15 protein-coding genes are annotated in these 15,034 nt (G+C 69.4%); 8 read left to right on the forward strand and 7 right to left on the reverse strand.

Annotated elements, in window-relative coordinates:
- Positions 1-47 precede the first annotated feature (47 nt).
- The gene (locus tag QSU92_RS12440) at positions 48-1,220 is read left to right on the forward strand and encodes a glycoside hydrolase family 15 protein (protein WP_289262326.1); all 1,173 of its coding nucleotides are present in this window, start codon (positions 48-50) and stop codon (positions 1,218-1,220) included.
- Entirely contained in the window at positions 1,217-3,457 is a 2,241-nt protein-coding gene (locus QSU92_RS12445) for a glycoside hydrolase family 31 protein (RefSeq protein ID WP_289262328.1), read from the forward strand. The genes QSU92_RS12440 and QSU92_RS12445 overlap by 4 nt, the downstream gene beginning before the upstream one ends.
- Before the next feature lies 1 nt (position 3,458).
- Here the strand turns inward: QSU92_RS12445 and QSU92_RS12450 are convergent, their stop codons facing one another.
- Complete coding sequence (locus tag QSU92_RS12450) at positions 3,459-3,758, reverse strand: helix-turn-helix domain-containing protein (protein ID WP_289262330.1); 300 nt, start codon at positions 3,756-3,758, stop codon at positions 3,459-3,461.
- A gap of 834 nt (positions 3,759-4,592) precedes the next feature.
- On the opposite strand from QSU92_RS12450, the gene QSU92_RS12455 reads away from it, so the two are divergent.
- The 6 genes from QSU92_RS12455 to QSU92_RS12480 all read left to right on the forward strand — a co-directional run bounded on the left by QSU92_RS12455 (position 4,593) and on the right by QSU92_RS12480 (position 11,307).
- On the forward strand, positions 4,593-5,702 hold the full coding sequence (locus tag QSU92_RS12455) for an ABC transporter permease (protein ID WP_289262332.1): 1,110 nt from the start codon (positions 4,593-4,595) through the stop codon (positions 5,700-5,702).
- Complete coding sequence (locus QSU92_RS12460; protein WP_289262334.1) at positions 5,702-6,577, forward strand: ABC transporter permease; 876 nt, start codon at positions 5,702-5,704, stop codon at positions 6,575-6,577. The genes QSU92_RS12455 and QSU92_RS12460 overlap by 1 nt, the downstream gene beginning before the upstream one ends.
- An 83-nt stretch (positions 6,578-6,660) precedes the next feature.
- Positions 6,661-8,289, forward strand: a complete 1,629-nt coding sequence (locus QSU92_RS12465; protein ID WP_289262336.1) for an ABC transporter substrate-binding protein — start codon at positions 6,661-6,663, stop codon at positions 8,287-8,289.
- On the forward strand, positions 8,286-9,152 hold the full coding sequence (locus tag QSU92_RS12470) for an ATP-binding cassette domain-containing protein (protein ID WP_289262338.1): 867 nt from the start codon (positions 8,286-8,288) through the stop codon (positions 9,150-9,152). Before QSU92_RS12465 ends, QSU92_RS12470 begins: the two co-directional genes overlap by 4 nt.
- Entirely contained in the window at positions 9,149-9,946 is a 798-nt protein-coding gene (locus QSU92_RS12475; protein WP_289262340.1) for an ABC transporter ATP-binding protein, read from the forward strand. The genes QSU92_RS12470 and QSU92_RS12475 overlap by 4 nt, the downstream gene beginning before the upstream one ends.
- A 26-nt stretch (positions 9,947-9,972) precedes the next feature.
- A complete protein-coding gene (locus QSU92_RS12480) occupies positions 9,973-11,307 on the forward strand; it encodes an NtaA/DmoA family FMN-dependent monooxygenase (protein ID WP_289262342.1) in 1,335 nt (444 codons plus the stop codon).
- A gap of 63 nt (positions 11,308-11,370) precedes the next feature.
- On the opposite strand, the gene QSU92_RS12485 is transcribed toward QSU92_RS12480, so the two are convergent.
- The 6 genes from QSU92_RS12485 to QSU92_RS12510 form a co-directional block, all read right to left on the reverse strand.
- Positions 11,371-12,108, reverse strand: coding sequence for a GntR family transcriptional regulator (locus tag QSU92_RS12485; RefSeq protein WP_289262344.1), 738 nt, complete (start codon positions 12,106-12,108; stop codon positions 11,371-11,373).
- Positions 12,109-12,241: 133 nt separating this feature from the next.
- Positions 12,242-12,790 carry a flavin reductase family protein gene (locus tag QSU92_RS12490; protein ID WP_289262346.1) on the reverse strand — a complete coding sequence of 183 codons (549 nt, stop codon included), beginning with the start codon at positions 12,788-12,790 and terminating at the stop codon, positions 12,242-12,244.
- Positions 12,787-13,296: an NADPH-dependent FMN reductase gene (locus tag QSU92_RS12495; protein ID WP_289262348.1), complete on the reverse strand. Its 510-nt coding sequence runs from the start codon at positions 13,294-13,296 to the stop codon at positions 12,787-12,789. The genes QSU92_RS12490 and QSU92_RS12495 overlap by 4 nt, the downstream gene beginning before the upstream one ends.
- A gap of 179 nt (positions 13,297-13,475) precedes the next feature.
- Positions 13,476-14,273: a carboxypeptidase regulatory-like domain-containing protein gene (locus QSU92_RS12500; protein ID WP_289262350.1), complete on the reverse strand. Its 798-nt coding sequence runs from the start codon at positions 14,271-14,273 to the stop codon at positions 13,476-13,478.
- A gap of 51 nt (positions 14,274-14,324) precedes the next feature.
- Positions 14,325-14,771, reverse strand: a complete 447-nt coding sequence (locus QSU92_RS12505) for a BLUF domain-containing protein (RefSeq protein ID WP_289262352.1) — start codon at positions 14,769-14,771, stop codon at positions 14,325-14,327.
- Positions 14,768-15,028, reverse strand: a complete 261-nt coding sequence (locus tag QSU92_RS12510; RefSeq protein ID WP_289262355.1) for a hypothetical protein — start codon at positions 15,026-15,028, stop codon at positions 14,768-14,770. The genes QSU92_RS12505 and QSU92_RS12510 overlap by 4 nt, the downstream gene beginning before the upstream one ends.
- Between the last annotated feature and the right edge of the window lie 6 nt (positions 15,029-15,034).

Raw genomic sequence — 15,034 nt, forward strand, 5'->3', positions numbered from 1 at the left:
CCGGGTCACCCTGTGCCCGTCTTCGCCTCGACCTCTCAGGACTCACCATGACCGTTCCACCTCCCGGCGCCTTCTCACACACAGCGCAGATCGACCGCCAGGCGCTCGTCGCCGGCAGCATCGAGCTGATCGAACGCCTGCAAGACGTCACCGGCGCGTACCCGGCGAGCCCGACGTTCTCGGCGTACGCCGGATACAGCTGGTTCCGCGACGGGGCGTTCATCGCCGACGCGATGTCGAGCGCCGGCCGGGTCGAGTCGGCGGAGCGGTTCTTCGACTGGTGCGCGCAGGTCATCGCCTCGCGGGCCGAGCAGATCGGGCGGATCGTCGCGGCGGCTCGCGCCGATAGTCCGCTCCCCGACAGCGAGATGCTGCCCACCCGCTTCACCTTCGACGGCCGCGACGGCGACGACGACTGGTGGGACTTCCAGCTCGACGGGTACGGCACGTGGATCTGGGCGGTCGGCGCGCACGTGGTCCGCCACGGCGCGGATGACGCCCGCTGGGCCGAGGCCATCGGCCTCACCCTCGACTACCTCACCGTGTCGTGGCAGCGCCCCTGCTTCGACTGGTGGGAAGAGCACTCCGAGCATGTGCACATCTCCACTCTCGGATGCCTCGTGGCCGGCGCCCGGGCAGCCGCGACGCTTCCGGCCCTCGGGGCCGAGCATCGGCGGATCGCCGAGGCGCTCGCCGAGGAGATCGACGCGGCGATCGCCGAGCGCGGTGTGAGCACCGCGGGCGACGGCCGAGCGCCGCACCTGGTCAAGTGGGTCGGCTCGACCGCGGTCGACGCGAGCCTCGCGGCGGTCGTCGGGGTGATGGACGTCGTGCCCGCGGCATCCGCTCTGGCGCTCGCGACCATCTCGGCGATCGAAACCGACCTCGCCGTGGACGGTGGGGTGCACCGCTTCGTCGACGACACCTACTTCGGCGGTGGGCAGTGGCCCCTGCTGTCGTGCTTCCTCGGGCTCGCGCACCTGCGCGCGGGCGACCGTGACCGCGCGGAGCAGCTGCTCGACTGGGCCGGAGCGACCGTCGACGCCGACGGCGCGATGCCCGAGCAGGTCGAAGGCCACCTGCTCGCCCCCGACCGGCTCGAGGAGTGGGTGACGCGCTGGGGACCCTCGGCGCGCCCGCTGCTGTGGAGCCACGCCATGTACATCCGACTCGTGGTCGACCTCGGCCGCCCGAGCGCCCCTGAGGAGCACTCCGCATGATCACGCACCGACCGGCCGGATCGGGTCATCCCTATCTCGTGACGACCGATCAGCGCTGGCCCGTCCACCCCGTCGGCGGCGAGCCGCTGCGCCTGGGCGTGCGGGCGTCGGCCGATGTCGGCGACGTGGTCGCCGAGATCACGGTCACGGCGCCCGACGGGGCGGTGACGACGCGGAGCGAGCCGCTCACTCGGGTCGAGCCGACCCGGAGCGAGGGCGCGGCCGAGCCCGACGGCCACCTCGCCGCGGCGCAGGAGCGGTTGGCGGGAAGCGGCGGCGGATGGGTGCTCGCGACGACCGCGCCGGCGGCCGGGAGCACGCTGACGTACCTCTTCATCGGTGTCGCGGGTGACGGGAGGGTGCAGCGCACCCGCACGTTCTCGACGGGGGTGGCCGACTGGCAGCCTGCGCCCGACGAGGTCGTCACCGCGGTGGGGGCGCGCCGCGTCATCCCGGGCAGTGTCTCGGTGCTGACCGACGGGCAGGCGACGTCGCGCGTGCGGTTCGCGCTGCCGCTCGCGGAGGGCGAGCACGTCACCGGCTTCGGGGAGCGCTTCGACACCCTCGACCAGCGCGGCGGCGTGCTCGACTGCGTCGTGTTCGAGCAGTACAAGAGCCAGGGTGCGGCGCGGAAAACGTACCTGCCCATGCCGTTCGCGCACGTGATCGGCGGTGACGGCTGGGGCTTCCACGTTCGGACGACCCGGCGCACGTGGTTCGACATCGGCAGCTCTGTCGCTGACCGGATCCTGGTGGAAGCCGAGGTCGGAGCGGATGCGCCGGGGGTCGAGGTGGCCTTCTACGACGGGTCGCCGCGCGAGGTGCTCGACGCGTTCGGCAGTGAGACCGGGCGCCCCGAGGAGCTGCCCGACTGGGTGTTCCGGCTGTGGGCCAGCGGCAACGAGTGGAATACGCAGGCCGAGGTGCTCCGCCAGATGGACCTGCACCGCGAGCACGACGTACCCGTCGGGTCGATCGTCATCGAGGCGTGGAGCGATGAGAGCACGTTCACGGCGTTCCGCGATGCGCAGTACGCGGTGAGCGAGGACGGTGCGCCGCATCGACTGGCGGACTTCACCTTCCCGGCCGACGGCGCATGGCCCGACCCGAAGGGGATGGTGGATGACCTGCATGAGCGCGACATCCGCGTGCTGCTGTGGCAGATCCCGCTCCTGAAGGCGCGGCCGCATCCGACGGGGCAGGCCAAGGCCGACCGTGAGGCGGCGGTGCGCGAGAACGTGCTGATCCGCGAACCGGATGGGCGCGGGGGACTGCGGCCGTACCGCAACCGCGGCTGGTGGTTCCCGCTGTCGACCATGCCCGACCTCACCGACGAGCGGGCGGCACGGTGGTGGACAGAGAAGCGCCGGTACCTCGTGGAGGAGGTCGGCGTCGACGGGTTCAAGACCGACGGCGGCGAGCACGCGTGGGGGAGTGAGCTGGTCTACCTCGACGGCCGGCGCGGCGACGAGGCGAACAACACCTTCGCCGTCGCCTACGCCAAGGCGTACGGTGACCTGCTCCGCTCCGCGGGCAAGGCGCCGGTGACTTTCAGCCGGGCCGGGTTCACCGGCGCTGGCGCGCACGGCGCCGTCTGGGCAGGCGATGAGAACTCGACGTGGGAGGCGTTCCGCTGGTCGATGTTCGCCGGGCTGTCGGCCGCCGCGAGCGGCATCCTTTACTGGGGATGGGACATCGCCGGGTTCTCAGGCCCGCTGCCGAGCGCGGAGCTGTACCTGCGCGCGACGGCCGCGTCGACGTTCGTGCCGATCATGCAGTACCACTCCGAGTTCAACCACCACCGGACGCCGCTTCGCGATCGGACGCCGTGGAACGTCGCCGACGAGACCGGCGACGCCCGGGTGCTGCCGGTTTTCCGATCGTTCGCGCAGCTGCGGGAGCGCCTGGTGCCCTACCTCGCCGCGTCCGCGCGTGAGACGGTGCGCACGTCCGTGCCGCTGATGCGCCCGGTGTACTTCGATCACCCGTCGTTCGAGGGCGCGTGGTCGCATCCGTTCCAGTGGTTCCTCGGGCCCGACGTGTTCGTGTCGCCGGTGGTGACCGAGGGCGAGCCTGAGCACGAGGTGGCGCTGCCGCCGGGGGAGTGGGTCGACGCGTTCCGCGGGGAGCAAGTATCGGGCGGGGGCGTTCTGCGACGCGGCGTCGAGCTCGACGAGGTGCCGGTATACGTGCGCGCCGAGGCGTGGGAGGAGATGCGGCCGATCTTCGCGCGGTGAGTCAGGGCCGAACCCGTTGGGGGAGCCCCTGAACCAGAAGGAGTCTGCCACGGTCGTCGTTCACGGGATCGGTGGCCGCGATGACGGCGTCGTCGATCCCGAGCACCTCGAGGACGGCGAAGAGGTTCTCGAGCTTCACCGACCCAGACCCCTCTTCGATCGCCCTGAGCGTCGTCCGGTTGATTCCCGCCCGCTCTGCAACCATTGCGGCCGTGAGTCGCTGGACCTTCCGCCAGGAGCGCAGGTTCTCGCCGAGCGTGGCCATCCGACGCGTGCGAAGAGCTGAAGGACGCTGCGACATGGGTGTCCTGTCTTAGAGGTGGTTGCGTTCATCACAATACCGTCATACGGGTAATGTGACCACCGTAAAGGATGATCTTGGCAGCGACATCCACATAATCGTCCCACGGATCGACGGGTGTGCGCGGGGGCGACGGCGGTGACGTTCGTCATAGCGAGGCGATGGGCGTTTCGTCTCGCTGCGCTCGCTCAACGACCGGAACGGGCGCCCACCGGTCGTTTCGTCTCGCTGCGCTCGCTCAACGACCGGAACGGGCGCCCACCGGTCGTTGAGCGAGGAGCGCAGCGACGAGACGAAACGCCCGTGGGCTCGGGCGTGGCGCGCACCGAAGCGAGCCTGTTCCGTCGATGATCGTAAGAACAGGTGCCGTGATCCGCTGTGGGACGGGTCACGGCACCTGCGATTCGAGGGATCGGCGAAAGCGCGCCGCATCTGGGGTGCGACGCGACCTCGCGGGACCGCACGAGGTTTCCGGCCGCAGGCGTTCGGGTGACCTACGGATCGGAGTGAGAGGCCGGCGTCTCCGCTGGACTCTCACCGCTGACGCTACTTTATGTGCGCCTGAATGGATGGGTTCGGGGTGAAATGAGGGTGATTGTGGGGCGAACCTTCGGGGTTCCGGGGCGCGGCGCGAACGGCGCAATCCAGAGCTAACCACCTCTGACCAGGTGAAAGTCGGACCCCTCTGGCGCGAGGGGTCGCGCAATCAAACCGTTGCCTCCCGCGAGGGCCGGCGAAACACGGTGTTGCGATCGTGGCATCACTCGCAGGTGCCCCATCGGTCCTGAGACCGTCCCGACGTCGGGCCCTGCGGCCCGACACGGGAGGTGATGCATGAGCGTCGTCGAAACCACTGCGCCGTCGACAGCCACCGACGCCGCCGAGGCGCCGGCATCCGGCGGATTCAGTGCCGGCATCCGCCGCCACTGGTGGCTGCTGCGCACCATCCTGCTCGCCGCGGTGAACCTGCTGGTCTTCGTCTTCGTCTCGTTCTTCCTGGTCAAACTGATCCCCGGCGACCCGGTCGTCACCGCGACCGGCGGACGCCTCACCGGGGCCGACCTCGAAGAAGCGCGCGCCTCGTACGGGCTCGACGGGTCGGTGGGCGAACAGCTCCTCACCTACCTCGGATCTCTCGCCCGCCTCGACCTCGGCACCTCGATCGCCACGGGGCGGCCCATCGCCGAAGACCTCGCCACGCGGATCCCCGCCACGCTCGAGCTGGTGTTCACCGGCCTTCTCGCCGCGTCGGTCGTCGCTCTCCTGCTGTCGCACTACGTGGTCACCCACCGCGCCAACCGTGTCTCGCGCATTCTGCTCAGTTACGCCCGCTCGGCCGGCGCGCTGCCCGAGTACGTCATCGGGATCGCGTTCATCTACCTCTTCTTCGCCGTGCTGGGGTGGGCTCCCGCGCCCTCCGGCCGGCTCGACCCGATGCTCCTGGCGCCACCGCAGGTCACCGGGTTCCCGATCCTCGACGCGCTCATCACCGGCGACACCGCGGCGGCCGCCTCGTACGCCTCGCGCCTTGCTCTCCCCGTGATCGTCATGATGGTCGCCCACGCGCCGCTGCTGATGAAGACCCTCATCATCAACCTCGACCACGCCATCGACGAGCCCTCCACGCGATTCCGCATCGCCTCGGGGGCGCCGCGGCGCAGCATCCTGCTCAGCGTCTACCGTCGGGCACTTCCCTCGGTGGTGGCGATGCTCGGGATGATGTTCGGTCTGCTGCTCGGCGGCGCGATCGTGCTCGAATCGCTCTTCGCGCTCGGGGGTCTCGGGCAGTACGCGGTCGACGCCGTCAACGCCTCCGACGTCTTCGCGCTCCGCTCCTTCCTTCTCGTCGTCGCCGCGATGTGCCTGGCGATCTACCTCATCGTCGACATCCTCACCATGACCCTCGATCCGCGACGTCGGGTCGAGACCGGAAAGGGGGCATGATGGCCGCCGCCATCGCCGGAGCCGACCTCGATTCCGTCATCCCGCGGCGGCGCGTCCGTCGCCTCTCACCGCGCGCCTCGCTGGTGCTGCACTGCATCCCCCTGGGGGTCGTGCTGCTGCTGACGTTCATCGGACCGCTGCTCGCACCCTTCGACCCCACACGGGTGGTGGGAACGAGCTCGCAGCCGCCGTCGGCGGAGTCGTGGTTCGGCACCGACTCGATGGGCCTCGACGTCTTCTCACGGGTCGTCGCGGCGTTCGCCCTGAACATCCCGATGGCACTCGCCATCACCGTCATCGCCACGGCGCTCGGAATGGTCATCGGCCTCATCGCCGGGATGTACGAGTCGCGCGGCGGCCCGATCGGCCTGCTCGCCCGCATCCTCACACGCGCCGTCGACCTCGTCCAGGCGATTCCGATCATGATCGCCGGACTGGTTCTCGTGTCGTTCTTCGGCCGCAACCCCGTGGTCATCGTGCTGTCCCTCGCGCTGGTGCTCGTGCCCTTCCAGGCGCGGCTGATGCGCACCGAGGTGCTCAAGACACGGTCGGATGCCTACGTCGATGCCGCCCGGCTCGCGGGCGAGAGCGAAGCCGAGATCGTCGTCCGCCACGTGCTGCCCAACTCCTCCCGCTCGACCATCGAGAACACCTCGGCGATCTTCGCGATGGGCATCATCTTCTGCGCGGCGCTCGGCTTCCTCGGCGTCGGTGTGCCGGTGCCCGCTCCCGAGTGGGGGAGCATGCTCGCCAACGGCGCCACCGATGCCGTGGTCGGTCGCTGGTGGCCCTTCCTCTTCCCCGCCATCGCCCTCGGCGTCTCCGTCTGGGCAGCCTCGGTCTTCATCGCGGGCATCACCCGCTCCCGTTCCTGAGCGTCGGCACCTGCCGGCGCACGTCTCCGCACCATCCCTCCGCATCGCCTCCGCCCCGCCCCCGCCCAAGGAGATCCGCACCCATGAACACCCGCACCCCTCGCCGACTCGCCGTCGTCGGCGTCGCCCTCAGCGCGCTCGTCCTCGCCGGCTGCTCTTCCGCCGCGTCGTCGGAGGAGTCATCCGCCTTCGTCATCGTGACCGCCGCCCAGCCGCCGAGCTTCAGCTACGAGACCAGCGCCACCGGTTATGAAGCGGGCGAATTCTGGGCCAACACCGGCGCCACGCTCATCCGCAACCCCTACGTCGAGGGGGAGGGCGACCTGTCGGCATCGCAGGATCTGTTCGGCTTCGAACCGCTCCTCGCCGAGAGCTACGAGGTGAGCGAAGACCGGCTGACCTACACCTTCCACCTCGACCCCGACGCCACAAGCGTCGCCGGCAACACGATCACCGCCGACGATGTGCTCTTCTCCATCAAGCGGAAGTTCGAAACGCCCACGAGCGTGGTGCCCTTCGTCTCGGCGCCGGCGCTGACCGATCCCGACGCGCAGGTCACCGTGATCGACGAGTCGACGGTGTCGATCACGATCAGCGACCCCGGCTACGGGTTCACCCTGCTGTCGATGCTCGCCAACCAGCCGTACAACATCTACGACTCCACCGTGCTCCTCGAGCACGCCACCGACGACGACCCCTACGCCGTCGAATGGTCGGAGACCAATGCCTCCTACGGGTTCGGCGCGTACGAGCTGACCGACTACACCCCCGGCGAGCAGATGGTCTACACCGCGAACCCCGGCTACGTACTCGGCGAGCCCGAGATCACGACGATCGTGCAGCGCGTCGTGCCCGACGCCGGTCAGCGGGCGAACCTCGTCCGCAGCGGCGATGCGCAGATCGCCACCCAGCTGCGCCCCGCCGATCAGGCCGACCTCGCCGAGGGTGGGGCCGCGCAGATCTTCACGGTGCCGACCAACGCCTACGTATACATCCCGCTGCTGACGACGGCTGAGCCGTTCGACGACCCCGAGGTGCGACGGGCGTTCTCGATGGCGATCCCCTACGACGACATCATCGACGACGTCTACCGCGGACGGCTCGACCCGGTCGACTCGATCCTCTCGGAGGATGCGCCGGGCTACGACGGCGAGGGACTCGCTGCCCCTGAGCACGACCCCGCCGGGGCGCAGGAGATCCTCGAAGCAGCCGGCTACACCGAACCGGTCGAGTTCACCCTGACCGTCAACTCCGCCGTCCCCGACCTCGAAGAGACCGCGGTGCTGATCCAGTCCGCCGCCGCCGATGCTGGCTTCGACGTCACCGTCGACTCGGTCAACTCGGCCGTGTTCCAGGAGGGCCTGGCCGCCAAAACCTTCCAGGCCTCGATGGGCCGCGACTACGCGATCGTGCAGTCGCCGCCCTATGTGCTGGCGCTGTTCTACACCCCGGGCTCGCCCCTGAACTGGCCGAACTACGAAACGCCCGAGTTCAGCGCGGCGCTCGCCGAGGGCAACGCCGTCGGCGACCCGCTCACCCCGGAGGCCGGCGCCTGGTGGAACGAAGCCCAGCGGATCCTGCAGACCGACCTTCCCACCATCTACGTCGGATACGTCCAGCCGCTCAACGCCTTCGCGAACGACGTCGGCGGCTACGTCTTCCGCACCGACAACGTCATCGACTACTCGCAGCTGACCCGGGAGACCGAATGACCTCCGACACGCGCAACATCGTCCTCGACATCCAGAACCTCAGCATCCACTACGGCGACGCCCCCGCCGTGACCGGCGCCTACCTCACCCTCCGCGAGGGCGAGAAGATGGCGATCGTCGGGGAGTCGGGATCAGGGAAGACGAGTCTGGCGAACGCCGTCGCGGGGTTCCTCGACCCCCTGGTCGGCTCGGTCCGCGCCGACCGGCTCGACTTCCGCTACACCCCGCTGAACCGGTCGATCGACCCCCGGCGGCAGCCTCGCATCCCGGTCCGGACTCCGGGGATGTCGATGGTGTTCCAAGACGCGATGCACTCCCTCGACCCGGTGTGGACGATCGGGAGCCAGCTGGTCGCCGTGCTGCGGGGGGCGGAGCGGATGACCGCACGCGCTGCGCGCGCAGCGGCGGTGGAGCGGCTCGCCGCCGTCGGCATCAGCGATCCGGGCCGCGTGATGCGGGCTCGTCCGACGGAGCTCTCGGGAGGGATGCGACAGCGCGTCATGATCGCGATCGCGATGGCGTCGCATCCGGCCCTTCTCATCGCCGACGAGCCGACGAGCGCGCTGGATGCCACCCTCGCGGTGTCGACCATGCAGCTCATGGTCGACCTCGCCGACCGGGAGGGGACGGCGCTGCTCATGATCACGCACGACATCGAGCTGTGCCGCCGGTTCACCGACACCACCGTGGTGATGCATCAGGGGCGGGTGGTGGAGACCATCGCGTCCGATCGACTCGACCACGCCCGGAACGCCTACACCCGAGGACTCCTCGCCTGCGTGCCGACGCTCGAGACCGCAACGCTCGCGGAGCTTCCCACCCTGCAGTCGATCGCGCCGAGCAAGCGGACGGTCGCGGCATGAGCGTGGTGAGCGTCGATGACACCGGCATCCGGGTCACCGATCTCGGACGCGACTTCCACCGCGTGCAGGCGGTGCGCTCGGTCACCTTCGCCGTGGCTCCCGGCCGCCGTGTCGGCATCGTGGGGGAGAGCGGGTCGGGAAAGTCGACGGTCGCGCGCATCATCGCCGGTCTCGACCGCCCGACGCGGGGGACCGTTCACGTCGACGGTCAGGATCTCCGCTCGGCGCTGTCGACCGCTCGGGGTCGCCGGGAGTACCGGCGGCGCGTGCAGCTGATCGCCCAGGACACCACCTCGGCCTTCGATCCCCGGTACACCGTCCGGCAGTCGCTGCGCGTGCCCGGTCAGCGCCTGGGTGGATGGACGCGCGCGGAATGCGACAGCGCCATCGAGGAGATCGCCGAGGAGCTGTCGATCGATGGGTCACTGCTCGAGCGTCGCCCGGCTCAGCTGTCGGGCGGTCAGCGCCAGCGCATGGCGATCGCGCGAGCGCTCCTGGTGCGGCCGCGATACCTCGTCTGCGACGAGGCGGTCAGCGCGCTCGATGTCTCGGTGCAGGGTGCGGTGCTGAACCTCTTGAAGCGCTACAGCACCGACCACGACGCGGCGCTCCTCTTCGTCTCGCACGGTCTGCCCGCGACGGCCTTCATCACCGACGAGCTCATCGTCATGTACCGCGGCGCCATCGCCGAAGCCGGCCGCACCACTCAGGTGCTCGGCCGCCCGACTGATCCCTACACCCGCGCCCTCGTCGGCGCGTACCGAGAAATGGAGTCGGCGCGCTCCGGCGCCTGACGCCCGCACCACTGAATAGGAGAGAGATGTTCCACCTCGCATGGTTCCTCGGCGACGGCTTCGGCATTCACCCCTGGAGCACCACCAACGGCGACGGCCCGTGGGTCGGCAACAACGTCAACGACTGGATGGATCCGCAGATCTACCTCGACATGGCGACGAGCCTCGAACGCGCCGGCTTCGACTACATCCTGTTCGAAGACACCGCGATGGTCGAAGACAGCTACAACGGCACCGCCGACACGAGCCTCCGACGCGGCTTCATGGCGCCGAAGAACGACCCGATGCCGCTCGTGCCGCTTCTCACCCGGGCGACCAAGCACATCGGCATCATCCCGACCGTGTCGACCATCCAGTACCCGCCGTACCTCGCCGCGCGGCTCTTCACGACGCTCGATCACCTCACCGAGGGCCGGGTCGGAATGAACGTCGTCACCAGCGTCACCGACCGGGTCGCCCAGAACTTCGGCTACGACCAGCACCTCGACCACGACGAGCGCTACGCGATGGCGATGGAGTGGGTCGACGTGGTGCTCGCGCTGCAGCAGAGCTGGGAGGAGGGGGCGGTCGTCGCCGACCCGGTGGCGGGCGTCTACGCCGACTACACGAAGGTGCGCCCGATCGATCACAAGGGGCGGTTCTTCTCCTCGCGGGGGCCGCTCAACACCATCCCGGGCCCGCAGCGTACGCCCCCCATCTGCTCGGCGGGGAGCTCGCCCGCGGGACGCGAGCTCGCCGCCCGGTACGACGACACGATGATCTCGATGGTCAAGAGCGGTGCCGCGGGTCGCGCCTACCGCGACGACATGCGGGAGCGGGTCGCGTCGTACGGACGCAACCCCGACGACGTGAAGTTCCTCTTCCTCGCCACGCCGTGGATCGCCGCCACCGACTCCGAGGCGCAGGATCAGTTCGACGCCTACAACCGGTGGAAGGCCACCGACAAGGGCGTGGAGTACAACCTCTGGAACATGTCGTATACCTCCGGCGGGCGCATCGACTTCGGCGGCATCGATCCCGACACCCCCGTGTCGGAGATCGACCTGTCGCGCCAGAACGGTGAGCACACCTCCATTGCGAACCTGTTCGAGAACTCCGAGGGCAAGACGCTCCGCGAGGTCGTGGCCACTTCCCACCAGACCAGCGACATGGGTCTCATCGGCTCGCCCGAGACGGTCGCGAGCAAGATGGAGGAGCTCATGGATGAGATCGGCGGCGACGGCTTCCTCATCTACATGCCCACCACGCGGATGAACTTCGCGCTCATGGCCGATGGGCTCGCCCCCGTGCTGCGCCGTCGTGGTCTCATCCGCGACGGGTACGCAGGGTCGACGCTGCGCGATCACCTGCGGGAGTTCTGACCGGAACGGATGACGCCCGCCGACCGTTCGGGGTCGGCGGGCGTCTTCTCGTCTCGACTGGGCTCAGGAGAAGGAGATCGGACCGCGGTCGAAGCTCACGCGGTCGGCGCGGAACGCGTCGAACACGACCTGGATCGGGTCATCGTCGACATCGAGGTACACCAGCTCCCGGCGAAGGAGGGGTGCGCCCTCGGCGATGCCGAGGATACGGCTCGTCCTGGCATCCGAGATCTCCGCTCCGATCCACGCGTACACGAGCCCCGGCTCTTTGCCGAAGAAGTCGCGCATGACGGTGGACATCGTCGCCGGTTGGCGGATCGCGGTCGGATCGCTCGTGACCGCCTGCGAGAAGTAGGCCGTTCGGATGCCGATCGTCTCGCCCTTCAGGGTGAAGGCGTTCTCGACCATCCGGACCACCTCATCGTCGAGCTGAAGGCGCTCGCGAAGGAGCGGTGTGGAGGGGACGAGGCGCTGCTCGAGCACGTCGATGGCGACCCCACCGCGCTCGCCGAAGGCGAAGTCGGTGACGCCGATGCGCACGCCGGCGTTGACGAGGCGCGTGCCGACGCGGGTGCGCCGTTCGAGGATGCCGATGCTCGTCAGCTGTGACAGGGCGCTGCGCACGGCTCCGCGACTGGCCGAGTAGGTCTGCATGAGGTGCTCTTCGTTGAGCGAGGAGCCGGGGGTGATCCTTCCGGCGCGGATCGCGGCGAGAAGGAGGTCGCGCACGCGGCGCGCGGAGATCTGTGCGCCGCGGGCCGAGCCGCCGTGTGCGCGGGGATGAGCGATCGTCTCGGGCATCGACCTCTCCTCGGGTGGGTCCTTCGACGGTAGCGAGAGAGCGTTTCGGCGGGGCGCTCAGGCGTTTCGCCGGTGTAACGCAAAGCCGGGGAAGAGCTACGAACTCTTCCCCGGCTTCGCGATCGCCGCGGTCTCAGGCCGCGAGGGTAGTGAACTGCGAGCGATGCCACACCAGCGGGGTGTGGGAGAAGTCGCTCATGAGGCCGAGGACACGCAGCACGATGATGTCGTGGTCGCCGGCGGGGTAGACGTGCTCGACGGAGCAGTCGAGCCAGATCGGCGCCTGGTCGAGGAAGATGGAACCCCGCTCGGAGATGTGCGTCTCGACGCCGACGAACCGCTGCGACTTGTCCTTCGACGCGAGCTGCCTCGTGACCGGCGCGTGCGCCTGGCCGAGGATCGAGATGCCGAGAGTGTCGGCCGTCGCCAGGACCGGCCACGTCGTCGAGGATTTCTGCACCGCGAACATCACCAGCGGCGGGTCCTGCGAGACGCCGACCGAGAACGAGGAGGCGACGAGAACCGTGGGCTCGTCGTCGACGACAGCGGCCAGCGCCGCCACGCCGCACGGGAACCCCGAGAAGGCCTGACGGAGAAGCGTCGGGTCGGCCGACTCGGAGGAGTAGGGATTGAGCATCGGAGTCCTTTCGTTCGGAGCAGGCGTCGTCAGGATGGCGGTCATGGGGTGCTCCCGTCCGGGGTGGCCGAGGCGAGGACGGCCGAGCCCCAGCGGGCGACCCAGGGGTCGGTCGAACCGGGCTGGTCGTAGACCTTGTCGCCGAGGTACAGACCCTGCGCGGGGCAGACGGCACCGAGCTCGACGAGCACGGGCTTGAGGAGCAGATCGGGTGCGAGCGCGTGAGCCGGCCCGGCACCGAGCATGAGGGGAACGGCGGTGACCCCCGCAAGACCGGTGCCGGTGTCGAACTGGTCGAGGAAGAGTTTGAGGATGCCGGTGTAGGTCGCCTTGAACGTCGGTGAGGCGACGACCAGCAGGTCGCTCGCGGCGACGGTGGCGACGGCATCGGCCACGGTGGGGTCGCCCCAGCCCAGCAGTCCGGGGCCCAGCTCGACGACGTCGACGGCGTGGTCGGCGTCTCGGCCGCTGAGCGCCTGCGCGACGATGTGCGCGGCATCCAGGGTGCGCGACGCGGGCTTGGGGTTTCCGGCGACAACGGTGACGATCATGGCGCCTCCTTCCACTGTGAAGTAGACACCGAGGCGGTTTCACCCGGGTGAAAGGAGGGTTACTGTCGATTGCGCGGCTCGACGACGGCTCTCCGCGCCAATGATCGCCTGATCAGCGGATCATTCCCGCGACGCTCGAGGAGAACTCCGCGACATCCGGAAGCGGCGCGAGGTCTTGCTCAGCCGGTGGCGGGAAGGGGTGCCGGGGCCTGCACTGTGAACTCAGCCACCGCCGTGTGGCCGCTCTGGCCCGTGACGACGATCTCGTAGGTGCCCGGCTTCGTCCCGGCGGGGATCGTCAGTCGCTGCGACAGTGAGCCCGCGTCATCCGTCGTCACCGACAGTGCTGGGATGGAGGAGTTCCGCACCTCGATGCGCACGGTGTCGCCGGCGGGGAATCCGGCCGCGGTGAGCTGCACGGATTCGGACGGCGCCACCGTGGAACGGTCGAGTCGGAGCTCGACGGTCGCCGGCGTCAGGGGCACCTGGATGTTCGTCGTGGAGTTCGTCTGGACGAGCACCGTCGTCTCGAACGGCTCGAATCCGCGCAACGTCACCCGCACCTCGTAGGCATCGATCGACAGCAGGGGGAAGCGGAACATTCCCTGTGCGTTCGTCACGGCGACGAGGTTGATCCCCGGTTCGGAGGGGATGATCGTCACCTCGGCGCCGGGGAGTTCGGTGCCGGTGCCGGCGATGATCACCGTTCCCATCAGATTGCCCGTGAGTGGGCTCTCGTCTTCAGGCCCGGGTGCGACAGTCGGTTGTGTCGAGGGCGAGACGGACGGCGAGGCGACCGGGCTCGGTGACGCCGTAGTCGTCGGGTTCGCGTCGGCGGACGCCACGGCGCCGCCGGTGCCGACGGCGAGAATCGCGACCACGGCCGACGCGGCGGCGATCGCCGCCCACCGGTCTCGTCGCCTGGCGGGCACGGGCAAGAACGGTGGTCGCACGGGTCGGGCTCCTTCGGCGGTCACGCGGGAATGCTGCGACCGACCCTACCGGGCGATGGTTTCGGCAGGCGGCGCTTATGCGCGCGTCCGCGCCTTCACCCACAGGCCGATGTCGTGGACGGCGCGGGCGGCGCTGTCGGGGCTCTCCGCAGCATCCAGGTCGTCGAACGAGTCGCGGAAGCCCCGGGGCAGCTTGCGCTGCGGGGTGGCGACGGGGCGGAACTCCATGGTCCAGTCGCCGAACTGGCGCTCGTCGATCGGCTCGTCGAGCACGATGCGGATGTCGCCGTGACGCGGGTCGGCGGTGATCGTGGCCACCAGGCTCTGCACCGAGTCGCGCGGGCCCTCGAGCACCTGCACGAAACGGCCGTCGCGATAGAGCAGCACGCCCGTCACGCCTGACTGGGCGTTGTTCTCGCGGCTCTCGGTGAGGATGTCGCGGAGCGTGTCGTCCCCGACATCCGCCTTGGCCCTGCTGACGTAGACGACCGACACGAGCTCGTCGCCGCCGGTGATGCTCATGCCGTCGCCTCCTCGTCGTGGTGAGCGAGGAGTGCGGCCATCGCCCGTCGGCGGTCGGGCGCCTCGCCGACCTGGCGGGAGCGGCCGTTGAAGACGCGATACGTGCCGTCGGCCTCGCGGTCGAGGTAGCCGAGGAAGACGCCGTCGCGGTTGGCGACGTAGAAGCCGTCTTCGACGCGCGACCACAGGACGCCGTAGGAAGAGGGTGATGCGGCGTCGGTGCCGCTGAGCGGATCGGGGGCCAGTGATGAAGCCATTGCTTC

Origin of the sequence: Microbacterium sp. ET2 (assembly GCF_030347395.1) — a bacterium.
Lineage (GTDB): Bacteria > Actinomycetota > Actinomycetes > Actinomycetales > Microbacteriaceae > Microbacterium > Microbacterium albipurpureum.